Source organism: Microbispora rosea, assembly GCF_900156315.1.
Taxonomy (GTDB): domain Bacteria; phylum Actinomycetota; class Actinomycetes; order Streptosporangiales; family Streptosporangiaceae; genus Microbispora; species Microbispora rosea.
Window position 1 is genome coordinate 1 of record NZ_FTNI01000008.1, and the last position, 18950, is coordinate 18950.

General features: G+C 71.4%; 15 protein-coding genes. 9 read left to right on the forward strand and 6 right to left on the reverse strand.

Annotated elements, in window-relative coordinates; all coding sequences use genetic code 11:
- Positions 1-635 (forward strand): alpha/beta hydrolase (locus tag BXA11_RS13310; RefSeq protein WP_076434786.1); only part of this gene is annotated, 635 nt, incomplete at its 5' end.
- A 902-nt stretch (positions 636-1537) separates the two neighbouring features.
- Here the strand turns inward: BXA11_RS13310 and mscL are convergent.
- Positions 1538-1966 carry a large conductance mechanosensitive channel protein MscL gene (gene mscL / locus BXA11_RS13315; protein ID WP_076434787.1) on the reverse strand — a complete coding sequence of 143 codons (429 nt, stop codon included), beginning with the start codon at positions 1964-1966 and terminating at the stop codon, positions 1538-1540.
- An 89-nt stretch (positions 1967-2055) separates the two neighbouring features.
- Between mscL and BXA11_RS13320 the strand changes: the two genes are divergently transcribed.
- Positions 2056-2715: a class I SAM-dependent methyltransferase gene (locus BXA11_RS13320; protein ID WP_239105010.1), complete on the forward strand. Its 660-nt coding sequence runs from the start codon at positions 2056-2058 to the stop codon at positions 2713-2715.
- Between the two features lie 143 nt (positions 2716-2858).
- On the opposite strand, the gene BXA11_RS13325 is transcribed toward BXA11_RS13320, so the two are convergent.
- Together BXA11_RS13325 and BXA11_RS13330 are read right to left on the reverse strand one after the other, a co-directional pair.
- A complete protein-coding gene (locus tag BXA11_RS13325; RefSeq protein ID WP_143734240.1) occupies positions 2859-4337 on the reverse strand; it encodes a serine/threonine-protein kinase in 1479 nt (492 codons plus the stop codon).
- Complete coding sequence (locus BXA11_RS13330; RefSeq protein ID WP_076434790.1) at positions 4324-5328, reverse strand: LacI family DNA-binding transcriptional regulator; 1005 nt, start codon at positions 5326-5328, stop codon at positions 4324-4326. The genes BXA11_RS13325 and BXA11_RS13330 overlap by 14 nt, the downstream gene beginning before the upstream one ends.
- Before the next feature lie 358 nt (positions 5329-5686).
- On the opposite strand from BXA11_RS13330, the gene BXA11_RS13335 reads away from it, so the two are divergent.
- The gene (locus tag BXA11_RS13335) at positions 5687-6415 is read left to right on the forward strand and encodes a DUF305 domain-containing protein (protein ID WP_143734241.1); all 729 of its coding nucleotides are present in this window, start codon (positions 5687-5689) and stop codon (positions 6413-6415) included.
- A gap of 57 nt (positions 6416-6472) precedes the next feature.
- Here BXA11_RS13335 and BXA11_RS13340 read toward each other — a convergent pair whose 3' ends face one another.
- Positions 6473-7114: a hypothetical protein gene (locus tag BXA11_RS13340; protein ID WP_143734242.1), complete on the reverse strand. Its 642-nt coding sequence runs from the start codon at positions 7112-7114 to the stop codon at positions 6473-6475.
- Between the two features lie 156 nt (positions 7115-7270).
- On the opposite strand from BXA11_RS13340, the gene BXA11_RS13345 reads away from it, so the two are divergent.
- Entirely contained in the window at positions 7271-7954 is a 684-nt protein-coding gene (locus BXA11_RS13345) for a response regulator transcription factor (protein WP_030510553.1), read from the forward strand.
- A gap of 52 nt (positions 7955-8006) precedes the next feature.
- On the forward strand, positions 8007-9332 hold the full coding sequence (locus BXA11_RS13350; RefSeq protein WP_076434793.1) for a sensor histidine kinase: 1326 nt from the start codon (positions 8007-8009) through the stop codon (positions 9330-9332).
- Positions 9333-9406: 74 nt separating this feature from the next.
- On the opposite strand, the gene BXA11_RS13355 is transcribed toward BXA11_RS13350, so the two are convergent.
- Positions 9407-10264 carry an SDR family oxidoreductase gene (locus BXA11_RS13355; protein WP_076434794.1) on the reverse strand — a complete coding sequence of 286 codons (858 nt, stop codon included), beginning with the start codon at positions 10262-10264 and terminating at the stop codon, positions 9407-9409.
- A 76-nt stretch (positions 10265-10340) separates the two neighbouring features.
- On the opposite strand from BXA11_RS13355, the gene BXA11_RS13360 reads away from it, so the two are divergent.
- From BXA11_RS13360 to treZ, 4 genes are all read left to right on the forward strand, one after another.
- The gene (locus BXA11_RS13360; protein ID WP_030510550.1) at positions 10341-10712 is read left to right on the forward strand and encodes a winged helix-turn-helix transcriptional regulator; all 372 of its coding nucleotides are present in this window, start codon (positions 10341-10343) and stop codon (positions 10710-10712) included.
- 331 nt (positions 10713-11043) lie between these two features.
- Positions 11044-13203: a glycogen debranching protein GlgX gene (glgX, locus tag BXA11_RS13365; RefSeq protein WP_076434795.1), complete on the forward strand. Its 2160-nt coding sequence runs from the start codon at positions 11044-11046 to the stop codon at positions 13201-13203.
- Positions 13204-13371: 168 nt separating this feature from the next.
- Positions 13372-15606, forward strand: coding sequence for a malto-oligosyltrehalose synthase (gene treY, locus BXA11_RS13370; protein WP_143734243.1), 2235 nt, complete (start codon positions 13372-13374; stop codon positions 15604-15606).
- 20 nt (positions 15607-15626) lie between these two features.
- Positions 15627-17324, forward strand: a complete 1698-nt coding sequence (gene treZ, locus BXA11_RS13375) for a malto-oligosyltrehalose trehalohydrolase (protein ID WP_076434797.1) — start codon at positions 15627-15629, stop codon at positions 17322-17324.
- A 4-nt stretch (positions 17325-17328) separates the two neighbouring features.
- Here the strand turns inward: treZ and BXA11_RS13380 are convergent, their stop codons facing one another.
- Positions 17329-18927, reverse strand: coding sequence for a GMC family oxidoreductase (locus tag BXA11_RS13380; RefSeq protein ID WP_076434798.1), 1599 nt, complete (start codon positions 18925-18927; stop codon positions 17329-17331).
- Positions 18928-18950 lie beyond the last annotated feature (23 nt).

The window sequence follows — 18950 nt, forward strand, 5'->3', positions numbered from 1 at the left end:
TCCTCATCGATGACCTGCCCGGCATCGATGTCCACACCGTGGCTCTCACCTCGTGTGGCGACGATCCCAAGGCGCTGGGCGACATGTACTCCGACGCGGCCGCCATCAGGGCCGCGGTCGAGGCGATCGGCGGCCCCGTGGTCGTCGTCGCGCACTCCTACGGCGGCGTCCCCACCACGCAGGCACTCGCCGACGCGTCCAACGTCAAGAGCATCGTCTACCTCGCCGCGTTCCAGCTCGACGCAGGAGACTCCCTGCTGTCGAGCGCGGGCGGCGACCCGGCACTTTGGTGGGAGTTTCACCGGCAGGAGGGTGTCGGCGACTTCCTGACCGTCGCGAACCCGGTCGAGGTGTTCTACGGCGACGTGGACAGCAGCGTTGCCGAGAAGGCGGCGGCAGCCCTGGGTTACCAGTCCTACGCCGCCACCACCCAGAAGCTGACCGCGGTCGCCTGGCAGACGATTCCGAGCACCTACATCATCTGCGAAGCAGACGGCGCCATTCCGCCCTTCGTCCAGGAACTCTTCGCGAAGCGTGCCGACAGGACGCTGCGGCTGAACAGTTCGCATTCGCCCTTCCTGTCGCAGCCCTCCGCACTCGCCCAGCTCATCAGGCACGAACTCAGCCTGCCCTGAGCCGGTCGGCGCGGACTCTAGCCGGAGCGTGAGCCCGGCTGCCCCTGCCGCCCGCCGGTCGCCGTCCACTGCGGCCGGCGGGCCCCAACCGCTTCCCCACGGCTCCGAGGGTTGCCGCTCGCGGGCAAGTAGGAGATGCGATCTCGTGACCTGGTTCATTACGGGACAAGTGTTTCGCTCCGAGGCGGGGCCTTTTCTCGCCGCACGTCCCGATCTGCACACCATGCTGCTGTCCGGACTCGACACGATCGAGCAGCTGCGGTCCGGGGGCAAGAACCCGCCCACGGTGCTGGGCTGGTGGCGGGAACCGGATGAAACAGCGACGACGGCCGCGTTCGTGTGGATGCCACCGCACCTGCTGACCGCGGACCGCCTTTCCCAGGTCGCGGCAACGCACCTGGCCGGACTCCTGGCCACCCAAGCTCAGCCGTTTACACAGCTCCTGGCCGACGACTCATCGGTCCGTGCCTTCTCCGAAGCCTGGCGGACGACCACCGGCTCCGCGCCGAAGAGCGGACCGCACCTGCACCTCTATCGTCTTGGCCGGCTCGTGTGCCCTGACGTCGCACCGCCTGGGGCACCGCGGGCGGCGACCGACGGTGACCCGGCTCGGTCAGCGGACGGCAGCGCCGGTCAGGGGACAGGTGAAATCTTGCTGGTCGCTCCGTCGCCCGAGCGGCCAGCCCGGCCGCCTCAAGCCGTGCATGACGCCGCAGCCGTCGGCGTACGGCACGAGCCTCGGCCCCGCCTTGACAGGGGCCGACTCAGCCGACGGCTCATTCGTCCCGCTGTACGAAGCCCCCTTTCCTCCATGGTGACCTTCTCCAGCTCTTCCAGCAGTCCGGGGTCCACGACACGACCAATTCAGCGGCACTCGCCGGCCGCGTAAGGGCCGATGGTGCTCAGGCAGGGGGCTTCTCGGCGGCTGCGACGGTGGACAGCTCGGCCGTGCAGAAGGCGCAGCGCCTGGCGCCGACGGGGATGTCCGACAGGCACTCGGGGCACTTCTTCTCGGCGGCCTCCTTCTTGGTGTCGAAGAGGCTCAGGAAACGGGTCATGGGCAGGACGACCACCCAATAGATCACGGCGGCGACGATGAGGAACGTCAGCAGGTGGTTGATGAAGTCGCCATACTTGAACACCGCGCCGTTGACGGTGAACTTGTAGCTGGAGAAGTCGGGTTGCCTCCCGCCGGTGACGGCCGCGATCAGGGGGGTGATCAGGTCCTGTACGAGGGCCTGGATGAGCCCGCTGAACGTCGCGCCCACGACCACGGCGACGGCGAGCTCCACCAGGTTGCCCCGCATGAGGAACTTCTTGAATCCGCTCATGGGGCAACGACCTATCCGGTTTTACCTTCCCTATGCAAGGGTGTTACCCGGACAGACCTGCAAAAGATCGAGCCGGGAAGGGGAAGTAGGTGCCCGGACAATCGGAAAGCCCCGCCGGTGATCGGTTCGGTGGGCGGCGTCCGACCAGTCATGAACGGATGACCGGGCTGCCGTGGGACGCGTCTTACCACGACGGTCCCGTGCCATGGGACATCGAAGGTCCGCAGCCGGCGATCGTGCGCCTGGCGGCCGAAGCCCGATTCGCCGGTCCGGTGCTGGACGCGGGCTGCGGGAGCGGGGAGAACGCCCTTCACGTCGCCTCGCTGGGACTGCCGGTTCTGGGCGTCGACGTGGCCGAGACGGCATTGGCGAGAGCGCGGGCGAAGGCCCGTGACCGGGGGATCGAGGCCGAGTTCGCCGTGGCCGACGCCCTCAATCTGGAGCTTTTGGGGCGCAGGTTCGAGACGGTGCTGGACTGCGGGCTGTTCCACACCTTCGACGGCGACGAGCGCCTCGGGTATGTGACGAGTCTGGCCTCGGTGACCGAACACGGCGGCACCCTGTATGTGCTGTGCTTCAGCGACGGCGGTCCCGACACCGGCCCGCATCCTGTCAGTGAGGAAGAGTTGAGGGGGGCGTTCGCCGCCGGCGGCGGATGGAATCTCGTGTCCGTGGAACCGGATCGGGTTCATACGAGATATCACGACGACGGCGCACCGGCGTGGCTCGCGCAAATCAGACGGACCTGATCGCCTGTCGGGGCTGGGCGTCGTCGGCCGGCCCCACGGCAGTAGAAGATAATTTCGGTCGCGGACTGGCCGCTTAACGGACGCGGCTGGACTTTAGGTCCTGACCGAACTCAACAGACTGTTGTTCTGGGAGCGCTCCCACTTTAGGTATCACTGGCCTCGGTGAGAGCGGCTTCAACCCGGTCGAGCGCGGCCAGCAGTTCCCCCTTCAGCGTGAGGGGCAGCCGCCCCTCCTGATATCGGACCTCGATCTTGGTGCGCATGGCCGACAGCCCCTGACCGTTGCCGACGAGGTTGCGCAGCACCTGCTTGAGGTCGAGCGCGACGTCGTCGTCGATGTCGTGGGTGGCCTCCGCGCCGTCCACGAGCAGGTTGAACTGCCGGACCGCGGTGTCGACCCGCAGCGGCGCGGCCGTGGTGGCCAGCGGCAGCGGCGCCACGTCGGACTTGACGGTGGCCGAGGTCTTCGGCGGCCTGACGGTGTCCGTGGTGTGGCGGTCCTTCTTGACGGCCTTGACCCTGACCGAGGGGGAGGGGTGGTGCCGCCTGACCGGCGCGGTCGTTCGCACGGGGTCGGCGACGGGGGCGACCGTATGCAGGGGTTCTGCGACGGCTCCTGCCTGTTGCGGCGGCGGCGAGGCGGTGGCCTGCGCGTGCGCCGGCGAAGGGCTGGGCAGTACGGTGACGGCCGCGACCTCGGGGCTGTGCGTCTGGGTGAACCAGAGGATGCCGCCCAGGGCCGCGGCCCCGACGGCGGCGGCGCCCCAGCCGGCCCCGCGCGGGCCTGGCGGCTTCTTCACCGAGGTCAGCGCGGCGGCGACGGCCCGTGCGCTCGGCCGGTCCACCGGGTCGGGGCACAGGCAGCGCCGGCACAGGTCGGCGACCTCCTGAGGCAGGCCCGGCACCCCTTCGGGCGCGGGCGGCGGTCCTTCCCGCCGGGCCGCCTCGATGGCCTCCCAGGTCTTCTCCGGGTAGGGCAGGGCGCCCGTGAGCATCTCGAACAGCAGCACGCCGAGCGCGTAGACGTCCACGGCCGGGTCGGCCGTCGTCCCCTTCAGCCGCTCCGGCGCGACGTACGGCGGGGTGCCGAAGTCGGCGACGAGCTGGTCGTCGGCCTCGCCGATGAACGCGGCGATCCCGAAGTCGAGCAACTTGGGCCCGTCGTCGGCGAGCAGCACGTTCTCCGGGGTGACGTCCCGGTGGACGATGCCCCGGTCGTGGGCCGCGGCCAGCACCTTCGCCAGCCCGACGGCGATCTCCACCGCCTCGGCCCAGGGCAGCGGCCCCTCGATGATCCGGTCGGCCAGCGACCGGCCCTCCAGCAGGCGCATGACCACGAAGGACGCCAGCCTGCCGCCGTTCGTGACCGTCTCGCCGTAGTCGTAGACCTCGATCGCGTCCGGGTGGATCAACCGGGCGGTGGCCCTGGCCTCCCGGCGCATGAGTTCCCGTCCGGGGTTGTCGTCGTCGAGCGAGCCGTCCAGCACCTTGATCGCGACCGAGCGCTGAAGTGACTGGTCGAAGGCACGCCAGATGACCGACATCCCGCCCGTCGCTATCCGCTCCTGGAGCAGATAACGACGGGTCAGGACGTCGCCTTCTCGAAGCTCAGGCCGATTCACGAACCACCAGTTCCGTGGGCAGCACCGGATTGCCCTTGGGATTGTCCCCGTCCGCGAGTGTCATGAGAAGCAGTCGTGCGGCGAGCGTGGCCATTTCCTCGACGGGCTGTCTTACGGTGGTCAGCGTCGGCGAGGTGTGCCTGGCCACGGGCGCGTCGTCGTAACCGATGACGGCCACGTCGTCCGGCACCTTCCGCCCGGCGCGGCGCAGTGTCTGCATCGCCCCGGCCGCCATCACGTCCGACGCCGCGAACACGGCGTCGAGGTGCGGCGCCCGTTGCAGCAGCCACTGCATGGCGTGCGCGCCCGACGCATGGGTGAAGTCGCCGTACGCCACCGGCATGTCGAGCACACCGGCGTCGCGAAGCGTCTGCCGGAAGCCCTCCAGCCGGTCGCGGGCGGCCGGCAGGGTCGGCGGCCCGGCGATCGTGGCGATGTGCTTGCGGTTGTTGAGCAGCAGGTGCTCGGCCGCCTGCCGTCCGCCGTCACGGTTGTCCATGTCGACGAACGGGAGGTCGATGCCGTCTGGCGGCCGCCCGGCACAGCGCACCGGGACGCCCGAGGCCGCCAGCGTGACCGCGAGGGGGTGCCGCGCGCGCGCCCCGATCAACAGGACGCCGTCGACGGCGCCCGCGACCAGCGGCGGAGCGGCGATGGAGGCGGTCGCAGGGGTCGCGGTCATCACGACCATCGGGACCCCATGCGTCGTCAGCACCTCCTCGCAGGCAGACAGGAGCCTGGCGTAGAACGGCTCGGTAAAGAGGCGTGGACTGTGCTCGCAGACGACCGCGGCGATGATCTGCTCGGCCCGCCTGCCCGCGGATCCCCTGGGGGCGCGGCGCCGAACATAGCCCAGACGCGACATCGCGTCGTGAACTTGTCGGCGGGTCGACGTGGTCACGCGTACCGAGCCGGTCAAGACCCGGGAAGCTGTTGCCGGGGAGACGCCGGCTGCGGCGGCTACCTCTGCGAGGGTGGGAAGATCGGCCATCCGGTCTCCTCGGCCCGAAGGTTCACACGGCTTGGGAGCGCTCCCAAGCGAAAGTATCACTGTTTCGCTCGTGTCAACAGAGGTTTCCTCGGTGTGAAACCTTTCGTAGAGTTTCGCTCCGCTTTGCCACAGTTGGAGGCTAGAGCACAGGGGTGATCAAGGGAAGTGAATGGGAATTTTGACACGCGATGCCCAGCTTGTCCGATAATCACCGTAAATATGCCGTAACGCCGCGCGGGGGCGGCCGGAGCCGCCCGGCGGTAGGGTCCTGCGGCAAGGGACCACGGACGGACCCGATGGCGTCAGTCTCCGGCGGGCGTCGAGGCCGTCCCCGAGCCAGAACCGGAAAGGCCTTGCAGTGACGACCACTCTCCGCCGGCTCCCCGCCGCCACGGGTCGTGTGACGGGAGCGTTAACGGGCATGCTCGCGGCGGCCCTGCTCGCCGGATGCGGCACGCCGGACCTGACAGGCGAGGCCCCCTCGCCCGCTCCGGTGGGCCAGGCGGCCGCCTCGTCCGCCACCACCCCTGGCACGGAGCTCACGCCGGAGGCCACCCCGAGCTCCGAGTCCACCGGGACCTCCGAGGCCGCGGACAACCCCACACCGGACGAGACCGGCACGGCGCAGCCGTCCGGCGGGAGCAAGGCCGCCGACGTGGCGTTCGCCCGGCAGATGGTCCCGCATCACCTTCAGGCCCTGGAGATGGCCAGGCTCGCGCAGACACGGGCGGGCGACCCGTGGGTCGGGCAGTTCGCGGCGAAGGTCGCCACGGCCCGCGACACCGACATCCGCACGTTCAAGGGCTGGCTCGACATGTGGGGCGCGGAGCCCCTGCCGCGCGACCACGCGATGCCGGGCACGCAGACGCGGGCCGAGATCGAGGCGCTCGCCAAGCTGAGCGGCCCGTCCTTCGATCAGAAGTACGTGGCGCTGATGATCAAGCACGACAACGGCGCGATCAAGCTCGCCCGGACCGAGCAGGCCGAGGGCGCCTTCGAAGGAGCCAAGGCGCTGGCCGTCGCCACCACCACCTCGCTGGGCGCCGAGGTCAAGGAGCTCAAGAAATACCAGGCCCTCCTGGACTGAGCTCTCCTGGACTGCGCTCTCCTGGACTGCGCTCTCCTGCCGGGCGGCCGGGACCCCTCAGTTCTCGTACGTGTCGAGCCTGGGGGGCAGGGCGTTCCAGGTGCAGAACGCCGACGACTCACGGGTGTCCTGGAGGAACGCGACCCGCAGCCACTGGTCGGCCTCCCAGACCTTGACCTCGTAGCCGTCGTTCGGGGTCGCCGTCACCACGCGGCAGTCCGCGGAGGTCACCGCGATCGTCGCCCGGCCGCCCTTCAGCGTGAACGTGTGCAGGCGCTCCCCGCCGGTGGCCTTGGGCTGCCGGGCCGCGGGTGAGGACTCCGTCGATCGCGCCGGGCGGGTGGCGCGGGCCGGGCGCGGCGCCGGGGAGGTCCGGGCGGTCCGCACCGGAGTGGCGGCGGGCCGGGAGGGGGACGGGCGGCCGGGTGTCGCGCCGCCGGAGGGCCGCGGCCCGGACGGCTCCTCGGACGGCTCCTCGGACGTGCCGCCGGAGGCTCCGCCGTCCGGGGTGCTCCGCGGGGCAGGGGCGGAGGCGCCCGGCGAGGCGGACAGGGGTGCGGCGACGGCCACCACGGGAGCGAGGGGCGCCTCGTCCAGGATCGCGCTGCGCAACACGTCGCGGACGCCGAGCCAGGACACGCCGACGGCGAGCGCGGTGGCCCCGCACCAGGCGATCAAGTAACCGGCGGTCCTTCTCATGTGGCCGATCACTCTATCTCTTGCCCTGAATTGGCACCCGGTCCTTTTCGGTCAACCTCTACCGATTTGTGCATTCCTTAAATGGCAATAAATCCGCGTGTTTCGGATCGCTCTTCCCGGGACGCCGTACCGGGCGGGAGTGTACGTTTCTGCCCCATGGCGACCGTTCTGGTGGTTGAGGACGACGAGTTCGTCCGATCCGCGATCATTCGCGACCTGACCGGGCGCAGCCACGCGGTCCGCAGCGCGGGCCGGGCGCTCGACGCCCTGCGGGAGATCGCCCACGTCGCCCCCGACGTGGTCGTCCTCGATCTGGGGCTGCCCGACCTCGACGGCGCGGAGGCGCTGAAGATGCTCCGGGCGATCTCCGACGTGCCGGTCATCGTGGCCACCGCCCGGGACGACGAGGCCGAGATCGTCCGCCTGCTGCGCGACGGCGCGGACGACTACCTGGTCAAGCCGTTCTCCGGCGACCACCTCAACGCCCGCCTGGAGGCCGTGCTGCGCCGGGCCAGGCCCGGGGCGCCGTCGTCGGTCGCGAGGGTCGGCGGCCTGGTCGTCGACGCCGACCGCAGGGAGGCCCGCCTGGACGGCGCGCCGCTCGACCTCACCCGCCGGGAGTTCGACCTGCTGGCCTACCTCGCCGCCCGTCCCGACCGCGTGATCTCGCGCAGGGAACTGCTGTCCGAGGTGTGGCGGCAGTCGTACGGGGACGATCAGACGATCGACGTCCACCTGTCCTGGCTGCGGCGCAAGCTCGGCGAGAGCGCCTCCCGTCCGCGATATCTGCACACGGTGCGGGGCGTCGGCGTGCGCCTCAGCCCCCCTGCCGAGGGCTGACCCCCGAAGCGGGAACCGCGATGACGGCACTGGCCCCCAAGCGGGAGCGGCGGTGAGACGGAGCCTGGCCCTGGTGGCGGTGGCCGTGACGGCGATGGTCGCGCTGGCATTCCTCATCCCGCTGGCCGTGGCGGTGAAGGAGATCGCCGAGAGCCGCGCGCTCGCGGACGCCGAGCGTCAGGCCGCCACGATCGTGCCCGCCCTGGTGGTGACCGACGACGCGGCCGCGCTGGAGCGCGCGCTGGCCAGCACCCCGGTGGGGACCTCGCGCCTGGCCGTCCACCTTCCCGGCGGGCGGACGGTGGGCCGCTCCCGGGTCACGGCGGCCGACGTCGCGAGCGCGGCGGAAAGCGCCAGGACCGTGCCGGTCAGGAAGGGATACGTGCTGCTCAGGCCGGTCGCGCTGGGCGGCGGGCGGTGGGCCGTCATCGAGGCGTACGCACCCGAGGCGGACGCGAGGAAGGGGGTGTCCACGTCCTGGGCCGTGCTGACCGGCGTCGCGGTCACCCTGGTGGTGGGGTCGGTGGTGGTGGCCGACCGGCTCGGGGCCCGGGTGGTCCGGGCGGCCCGCAGGCTCGGGCAGGCGGCCGCGGCCCTCGGAGCGGGCGACCTGACGGTGCGCATCGTTCCCGACGGCCCGCCCGAGTTGGTGGCCGCCGGGCGCGCGTTCAACGCGATGGCCGACCAGGTGGCGGCACTGCTCGCGGCCGAGCGCGAGCTCGCCGCCGACCTGTCGCACCGGCTGCGCACCCCGCTGACCGCGCTGCGGCTCAACCTGGGCGGCACCGGTCCCGAGGCCGAGCAGCGCAGGCTCGCCATCGACCGGCTCGAACGGGCCGTCGACGAGATCATCGAAGCCTCCCGGCGTCCGTCCCGAGCCGTGCCGGCGCGCTGTGACGCCGCGCTCGTGCTCCGGGAACGGCTCGCCTTCTGGTCGGCGCTGGCCGAGGACCAGGCGCGGCCGTGGCAGCTCGTCGGCGCGGAGGAGCCCAGCCCGGTGCCGGTCGCCGCGGCCGATCTCGGGGCGGTGGTCGACGCGCTGCTCGGCAACGTCTTCCGCCACACGCCGCAGGGCACGGCCTTCCGCGTCACACTGCACCGGGGGAGCGGCATCGTGGGCATCCTCGTCGCCGACGCGGGCCCGGGCATTCCCGATCCCGAGAAGGCGCTGCGGCGGGGCAACAGCGGGGCCGGCTCGACCGGGCTCGGCCTCGACATCGCCAGGCGCCTGGCCGAGTCGACGGGCGGCGGGGTGCGCATCGAGCCCTCGGCGCTCGGGGGGACCGGCGTCAACCTGTGGCTGCACACCGACGGCCGGGCCGCCGGCCCGCGTCGCCGTCTGCTGCGGCGCACCCGCGCCCACGGCTCCCGCCACTGACCTTGTGCCGTGAATCGTCCGCCACGCGTCAGAGAACACCTACGCTCCCGGCGCCCTCCACGAGACGCGGCTGATCATCCGTTCCGCAGGGCTTCCGCGAGGGTGTCGCGCAGCGGCGTGGTCGGCCGGCCGATGAGGCGGGACAGGTCGCCGGGGGTGTCGCCGAGCCAGCCGTCCGCGATGTCGGCGTCGACCTGGGCGAGCAGGGCCGCGACCGGTTCGGGCAGGCCGTTCGCCTCCAGCGCCTTGGCGTACTCCGCGACGGGCAGGTCCCGATACTCGACCGGCCTGCCGGACAGCTCGGAGACCACGGCGGCCAGCTCGGGCATGCTCCAGGCGACGTCGCCCGTCAGCTCGTACACCGCGTTCCGGTGCCCTTCATCCGTCAGTACGGCGGCCGCGGCGGCGGCGAAGTCGGCGCGCGCCGCCGAGGCGACGCGGCCGTCGCGGGCGCTGCCCGCGATGACGCCGCTCTGCGCGCCCTGCCCGGCCGCCGCGATGTAGTTCTCGTGATACCAGCCGTTGCGCAGGAACGCGAAGGGCAGCCCGCTCGCGCGGATGTACTCCTCGGTCGCCTTGTGGTCGGGCGCGAGGCCCAGCGGTGTGGTGTCGGCGCGCGGGATGCTCGTGTAGGCGAGCAGTTCGACGCCGGCCGTCCGGGCGGCGTCCACCACGGCCCTGTGCTGGTCGACGCGCCGGCCGGGCTCGCTGCCGGAGACGAGCAGGACCCGGGTGGCGCCCTCGAACGCCGGTCCCAGCGTGTCGGGACGGTCGTAGTCCGCCTCGCGCACCTGGATGCCGCGCTCGGCCAGGTCGGCGGCCTTCTGCGGGCTGCGCACCGCCGCGACGATCCGCGAGACGGGCACGCGGCCGGCGAGTTCCTCGACGACCAGCCGGCCGAGGTGTCCGGTGGCTCCGGTCACGACGATCATGGTTTCTCCTCCGCAGTGCTTTCCTTTGGTAAGTGCTTTCTATCAGAAAGTACTTTGAGAGCGTAAGCTGACGGCCATGGAGGAGTTCGAGGAGCTCGTCGCCGACGTCTTCTCACGGAAGTGCACCTCGCGCACCGTGCTGGAGACCATCACCGGCCGGTGGGCGATCCTGGCGCTTGCGGCCCTGCACGAAGGGCCGTACCGCTTCAACGCGCTGCGCCGCCGGGTCGACGGGGTGAGCGAGAAGATGCTGTCCCAGACCCTCCAGGCACTGGAACGCGACGGCATGGTGCTGCGGGAGGCCGAGCACACGATCCCGCCCCGGGTCGAATACAGCCTCACCCCGCTCGGCCGCGAGGCCGCCGAGCGCCTGCTTCCCCTCATCGCCTGGACGGAGGAGCGCATGCCCGACGTCGTCGCCGCCCGGGAGCGCCACGAGGCGCGCTGACCGGCGACCCGGAACGAGTCCCGGCCCGGGCGGCTGCGGTCCGTGACGGACGGGACGGACACCGGCGTCCGTTCGCGGCGAGTCGGTCCAGGTCACCGGCGCTTTGCTCGCCGATGGGCGGTTCAACCCGTTGCCATACACGCAGTTAACGTGGCGGGACTGTCGAAGCCTTTTCTGGGCAGGCACGATGTCTTGTGAACGACATTCAGCACCACGATCTCGCGCGCGGGGTTCCCGGGAGGGGCCGGGCCGTGAGCGAGCGCGACCATAGAGCCGGTGGGCTCCGGGACCTTCCCGGCGTGACCGCCGAGCCGGAGGGCGAGGAGGTCCAGTGAGGGAGATCTGGCCGGGGGATTCCTATCCGCTCGGGGCGACGTACGACGGCGCGGGCACCAACTTCGCGCTCTTCTCCGAGGTGGCCGAGCGCGTCGAGCTGTGCCTGTTCGACGACGAGGGCAACGAGGAGCGCGTCACGCTGAGCGAGGTGGACGGCTTCGTCTGGCACTGCTATCTGCCCGGCGTCGGGCCGGGCCAGAGGTACGGCTACCGCGTCCACGGGCCCTACTCGCCCGGCGAGGGCCTGCGCTGCAACCCCAGCAAGCTGCTGATCGACCCGTACGCCAAAGCCGTGGAGGGCTCGGTCAACTGGGACCAGGCGGTGTACGGCTACCGCTTCGGCGAGCCGGACAGCCGGGACGACAGCGACTCGGCGCCGTACGTGCCGAGGTCGGTCGTCGTCAACCCCTTCTTCGGCTGGGGACACGACCGGCCGCCGGCCACGCCGTACCACGACACGGTGATCTACGAGGCACACGTGCGGGGGCTCACGATCAGCCACCCGAAGATCCCCGAGCGGATCCGGGGCACGTACGCCGCCCTGGGCCACCCCGAGATCGTCGACCACCTCACCTCGCTCGGCGTCACCGCGATCGAGCTCATGCCGGTCCACCAGTTCGTGACCGACCACATGCTGGAGAAGCGGGGCCTGTCCAACTACTGGGGCTACAACACGATCGGCTTCTTCGCGCCGCACAACGCGTACTCCAGCTCGGGGCAGCGCGGCGGGCAGGTGCTGGAGTTCAAGGCGATGGTGAAGGCCCTGCACGAGGCCGGCATCGAGGTGATCCTCGACGTCGTCTACAACCACACGGCGGAGGGCAACCACCTGGGTCCGACCCTGTCCATGCGGGGCATCGACAACGCCAACTACTACCGGCTGGTCGAGGACGACCGGCGCTACTACATGGACACCACCGGCACCGGCAACAGCCTGCTGATGCGCAGCCCGCACGCGCTGCAGCTGATCATGGACTCGCTGCGCTACTGGGTGCGCGACATGCACGTGGACGGCTTCCGCTTCGACCTCGCGGCCTCCCTCGCCCGTGAGCTGCACGAGGTCGACCGGCTGAGCGCGTTCTTCGACCTCGTCCAGCAGGACCCGGTGCTGTCGCAGGTCAAGCTCATCGCCGAGCCGTGGGACGTCGGCCCCGGCGGCTACCAGGTCGGCAACTTCCCGGCCCGCTGGACCGAGTGGAACGGCCGTTACCGCGACACGATCCGCGACCTGTGGCGGGGCGAGCCCGCCGCGCTCCCGGAGTTCGCCAGCCGCCTCACCGGGTCGAGCGACCTCTACCAGGACGACAGCCGCCGCCCGGCCGCGTCGATCAACTTCGTCACCTGCCACGACGGGTTCACGCTCCAGGACCTCGTGTCGTACAACGACAAGCACAACGAGGCCAACGGCGAGGACAACCGCGACGGCGCCGACGACAACCGCTCCTGGAACTGCGGGGTGGAGGGCCCGGCCACCGGCCCGGTGGCCCAGCTCCGCGAGCGGCAGAAGCGCAACTTCCTGGCCACGCTGTTCCTATCGCAGGGCGTGCCGATGCTGTCGCACGGCGACGAGATCGGCCGCACCCAGCAGGGCAACAACAACGCCTACTGCCAGGACAACGAGATCAGCTGGGTCGACTGGGGCGCGATCCTGGACGCCAATGCGAGGGACGACTCGGGGACCAGGGAGAGGCGCCAGCTCCTCGACTTCACCCGGCGCCTGGCCCGGCTGCGCCGCGACCACCCGGTCTTCCGCCGCCGCCGCTTCTTCTACGGCAGGCCCGTACGCGGATCGCACGACGAACTGAGCGACATCGCCTGGCTCACGCCGTCCGGCACGGAGATGGCCGACGCCGACTGGACGAACGGCTACGCCAAGGCGCTGGCGGTCTTCCTGAACGGCGACGCCATCACCGAGCCCGACCGGCGCGGCCGGCGGATCAGCGACGACTCGTTCCTGCTGCTGTTCAACGCCCACCACGAGGTCATCAAGTTCACGATCCCGGACGACTACGGCGAGCTGTGGGCGACCGAGCTGGACACGGCGATGCCGGTGCTGAGCGAGTCGCGCGTGTGCCGGGCCGGCGAGGCCGTGCCCGTGAGCGGCCGGTCGGTGCGGGTGCTGCGCAGGGTCCGGCCGGTGCTAGGGAGTGTCTGACCAGCGCCGATGCCCGAATAGAGTGCGCTTCGGCATCAGTGCGCGGCACACCGGGCAGGAGGGGAGCCGGTCCGGCGCTCCTCCTGCCCGTCGCGGTGCTGGCCGGGGCGCGTCCGTGACGTGCACTATGAACACGACCTCCGGGAACGCGCTGCGAAAGGCGGTTCGGTGACTTCTACCTATCGGGTGCAGCTGACGCCCGGCTTCGGATTCGCCCAGGCCGCGGGCCTCGTCGGATACCTCCGTGACCTGGGGGTCGGCCACCTCTACCTGTCGCCGATCCTCCAGGCCTGCCGGGACTCGCAGCACGGGTACGACGTGACCGACCACGGCCGCGTACGCGAGGAGTTCGGCGGCGAGGAGGGCCTGCGGGCGCTGGCGGCCGCGGGCATGCCGCTGGTCTCCGACATCGTGCCCAACCACATGACCGTGCCGGTGCCGGAGTCGGACAACGCCCAGCTGTGGGCGGCGCTGCGGGACGGGCCGGGGTCGCCGGCCTCCCGGTGGTTCGACTTCCAGTGGCCGGTCACCCTGCCGCTGCTCGGCGACGACGCCGACGAGGCGCTGCGTGTGGCCGACGGCGTGGACGGTCAGGTGCTGCGCTACCACGACCACGCGTTCCCGATCAGGCCCGGCACCGGGCACCTGCCGCTCCCGGAACTGCTGGAGGCCCAGCACTACCGGCTGGCCCACTGGAGGGAGAGCCCCGGCTATCGGCGGTTCTTCGACGTGTCGTCGCTGATGGGGCTGCGCGTGGAGGACCCCGAGGTCTTCGAGGCCACCCACGCCGTCACCTTCCGCCTCATCGACGAGGGGCTGATCCACGGGCTGCGCGTCGACCACCCCGACGGCCTGGCCGACCCCCGCGGCTACCTCCGTCGGCTGCGCCCGCACGTGCCCGGACCGCTGTGGGTGGAGAAGATCCTCATCGACGGCGAACGGCTGCCCGCCGACTGGCCGTGCGACGGCACCACCGGCTATGACGCGCTCAACATGGTCACCCGGCTGTTCGTCGATCCGGCCGGCCGCGACGCGCTGATCGAGACGTTCGGCCGCCACACCGGCGTCCGCGACGACTACGAGACCGTGCGCCACGACGCCAAGAAGCACGTGATCGACCTGTTCTTCTCCGGAGAGATCGACCGGCTGACCGACGATCTCGGCGATCCGGAGCTGCGCGAGGCCGTCGTGGAACTGCTGGCCGCGATGCCCGTCTACAGGGCGTACGTGAACCCGGGCGAGCAGCCGTCCGCCGAGTCCGAGGCGATCGTCCAGGAGGCGGCCGGTCTCGCGGCGACCAGGACCGGCCCCGACGCGGCGACCAGGACCGGCCCCGACGCGGTGGCCAAGGCCGCCAACCTCGTCCTGTACGGCCCGCCGGAGGCGGTCACCCGCTTCCAGCAGACCTGCGGGCCGGTGATGGCCAAGGGCGTGGAGGACACCGCGCTCTACCGGTGGTATCCGCTGGCCTGCCTCAACGAGGTGGGCGGGGAGCCCGACAGGTTCGGGGTGTCGCCGGCCGAGTTCCACGAGTTCTGCGCCGGGCTGCCGCCGCGGACGATGACCACGCTGTCCACCCACGACACCAAGCGATCGGAGGACGTGCGCGCCCGGCTCGCCGTGCTGTCGGAGCTGCCCGAGGAGTGGGCGATGGCCGTCGGCTCCTGGGCCGCGGCCGTGTCGTTCGACCCCAAGCTCGACTACCTCGCCTGGCAGTCGCTGATGGCGGCCTGGCCGATCCCCCTCGACCGCTTCACCGACTACCTGCTCAAGGCGGCGCGCGAGGCCAAGACGGCGATCTCCTGGCTGAACCCCGACCCGGCGTACGAGGAGGGCATCAGGGACTTCGCCCGGCGGGCCATCGACGCCTGCGGCTACTCGGTCGCCGCGTTCACCGAGGTCGTGGACCGCTATGCCCGGGTCAACTCGCTGGGACAGAAGGCCGTCCAGCTCCTCATGCCGGGCATCCCGGACGTCTACCAGGGCAACGAGATCACGGACTTCTCGCTCGTCGACCCGGACAACCGGCGGCCGGTCGACTTCGAGCGGCGCCGGCGGCTGCTCGCCGAGCCCGACGACAGCTGGGACGGCCAGAAGATCCGCGTCACCGCCGCCGCGCTCGGCCTGCGGCGGCGGCTCGACCCCGAGGCGCCGTACGCGCCGGTCGAGGCGGGGGAGCACGCGGTGGCGTTCACGCGGGGCGTCGGCGGGCAGGGGACGGCCGCCGTCGTGGTCGCGACCCGGCTGCCGGTCGGGCTGGAGCGCAGGGGCGGCTGGAGGAGTGAGACGATCACGCTGCCGCCGGGGCGCTGGCGCGACCTGCTCACCGGCGCGGAGCACGCCGGCGAGGTGCGGATGGCCGGCCTGTTGTCGGCGTATCCGGTCGCGATTCTCGAAGCCTGATCAGTGGGGGGAGACGACGCATGTTCGAGGTCTGGGCGCCCGGGGCGGCGCGGGTCGAGGTCGAGCACGGGGGCGCCCGGCACGAGATGTCGCGGGGCGAGGACGGCCGGTGGACCGCCCCCGGCGACGAGCACGACCTCGACTACGCCTTCTACGTGGACGGCGACGGGCCGTTCCCCGATCCCCGGACGCGGCGCCAGCCGTACGGCGTGAACGGCCCGAGCCGGGTCTACCACCACGACAGGTTCGCCTGGACCGACCAGGGCTGGCACGGGCGCGACCTGCGCGGCGGGGTGATCTACGAGCTGCACGTCGGCACGTTCTCGCCCGAGGGCACCTTCCAGGGGGTGGCCGACCGGCTCGGCCACCTGACCGGCCTCGGGGTCGACTTCGTCGAGATCATGCCGGTGCCGCCCGTGCCGGGGAAGCGCAACTGGGGCTACGACGGAGTCGAGCTCTACGCGGTCTTCGAGGAGTACGGCGGGCCCGACGGCCTCAAGAGCCTGGTGGACGCCTGCCACCGGGCCGGTCTCGGCGTGATCCTCGACGTCGTCTACAACCACCTCGGGCCGTCCGGCAACTACCTGGCCAGGTTCGGGCCCTACTTCCACGACGCGAAGGGGTCCTACTGGGGCGACGCGGTCAACCTGGACGGGCCCGGCTCGGACGGGGTGCGGCGCTACTTCATCGAGAACGCCCTGCAGTGGCTGCGCGACTACCACGTCGACGGGCTGCGCCTCGACGCCGTGCACGCCCTGCACGACAAGCGCGCCGTCCACTTCCTGGAGGAGCTGTCGGCCGAGGTCGACGCGCTGTCCGCGGCTGTGGGCCGCCCGCTGACGCTCATCGCCGAGTCGGACCTCAACGATCCGCGCATGGTCACCCCGCGCGAGGCCGGCGGCCTCGGCATGCACGCGAGCTGGAACGACGACGTCCACCACGCCATCCACGCGAACGTCACGGGGGAGGCCAACGCCTACTACGGCGACTTCGCCACGCTGTCGTCCCTGGCCAAGGTGCTGACATCGGGCTATTTCCACGACGGCGCCTACTCGTCGTTCCGCGGCCGCTCCCACGGCAGGCCGGCGACCGGGATTCCCGGCCACCGGTTCGTCTGCTGCGCGCAGAACCACGACCAGATCGGCAACCGGCCCGAGGGCGACCGCATGCGGCCCGAGCAGCTCCGCCTCGCCTCCGGGCTGCTGCTGACCTCGCCGTTCACCCCGATGCTGTTCATGGGCGAGGAGTGGGGGGCGACCACCCCCTTCTACTTCTTCACCGACCACTTCGAGCCACACCTGGCGGAGGGCGAGGGCGAACGGCGCAGGAAGGAGTTCGAAGGCTTCGGCTACGACTGGAAGGCCCCCGAGCCGGGCGAGGAGACGACCTTCCTGCGCTCCAAGCTCGACTGGGAGGAGCCGGCCAAAGGCGAGCACGTCTCGCTGCTGGGCTGGTATCGGGACCTGCTCGCGCTCCGCAAGGCCCATCCCGACCTCACCGATCCCCGCCTCGACCGGGTGCGCGTCCAGGTGGACGAGGACCGGCGCGTCGTGGTGATCGAACGCGGTGCGCTGCGGATCGCCGCCAACTTCGCCGAAGGCCCGGTGCCCGTACGGCTGGCCGCGTCACGGCTCCTGCTCGCCTCCGACGAGTCGGCCCGCCTGACCGGTCACGTCCTCGACCTCCCCGCCCGCTCCCTGGCCATCGTGGAGGTCTGAGCGGTCAGGCCCTGTCGAGGATGAGGTCGGCGGCGTGCCAGGCCATCGCCATAATGGGGCCGTTCAGGTTGCCCGAGATCATGGTGGGCAGCACCGAGCAGTCGACGATCCGCAGGTTGTCGAGCCCTCTCACGCGCAGCCGCGAGTCGACCACGTCGTCGTCGTGCGGTCCCATGGCGCAGGTGCCCAGTGCGTGGTAGCCGCAGTAGCCGCCGCCGAGCGCCGCGTCGATGATCTCCTCGTCCGAGCCGACCCCGGGACCGGGGAACGTCTCGGACGCCAGCCGTCCCGCGATCGGCTCCTGGGCGAAGTACTCGCGCATGCGGCGGAACAGGTCGACGCCGACGCGCCGGTCGTGCTCGGACCCGAAGTAGTTGGGCTCGATGTGGAGCGGCGCGTCCGGGTCGGGGGAGGTGATGGCCACGCTGCCCTCCGCGGTCGGGCGGAGGATCTCGGCGACGACCGAGACCCCGGGTTGCCGCTCGACCGTGACCGTCTCGCCCGCCCGGTACGTCGCCACCGACCACGGCCCCATCAGCAGTTGGGCGTCCGGCCGGTCCAGTTCTGGCCGGGTCCTGAGGAAGGCGATCACGTCGTAGGCCGGCGCGGCCAGCGGTCCCTTGTGGTTGAGCAGGTAGCGCAGCGCGGTGACGCCCTGCCGCAGCGGTGTGGACAGCATGCGGTTGTAGCCCAGGTCGTCCTTCAGCCGGAACTTCAGTGCCAGGCACCGGTGCTCGCGCATGCGGGCGCCGACCATCGGCCGGTCAAGCCGGACCTCCACACCGGCCGCCCGCAGCACCTCCGCTGGGCCGATGCCGGACGACTGCAGCAGCTTCGGCGTGCCCAGGCTGCCCAGGGACAGGACGACCTCCCGGGCCGCCCGGTATTCGACGGTGGCGCCGCCGGCGTCCCGGGCGGTGACCCCGGCGACCTTGTCGCCGTCGAACAGCAGCCCGGTCACCGTCGTCCCGGTCACGACGGTGAGGTTGCTCCGGTGGCGTACGGGGTGCAGGAAGGCCCGGGCCGCGCTGAACCGCCGGCCGTCCTTGATGGTCGCCATCGCGTGACCGACGCGTTCGCCGTCGGACTCGTTGACGTCCGCCATCGCGGTCAGGCCGAGCGCGGCTCCGGATGCGATCATCTCGTCGCAGAGCGGATCGGGGTCGCGCGGAGGGGACACGTGCAGCGGCCCGCCCGCCCCGCGCGTCGCCGTGGCGCCCAGGGCGTTGTCCTCCATCGCCCGGAAGATCGGCAGAATCGTGTCCCAGCCCCACCCGGGGTTGCCGAGCCGTACGAGCTCGTCGTAGTCGGCGCGGTGACCGCGGTTGTAGACCATGCCGTTGATGGAGCTCGACCCGCCGAGAACACGGCCGCGCGGCCAGATCTCGGCCTGCCCGTCGGGACCGAACGGCTGTGTCCGGTAGTGCCAGACCTTCCCCGGATCGTCGAACAGCTTCCCGAATCCCTTGGGCACCTGGTAGAGCGGGTGGCGGTCGGCGCCGCCCGCCTCGACGAGCAGCACGCGGACGGCGGGATCCTCCGACAGCCGGTTCGCCAGGACGCATCCGGCCGACCCGGCCCCGATCACCACATAGTCGATCATGTCCCCATCCTGCCCGCGCCGCT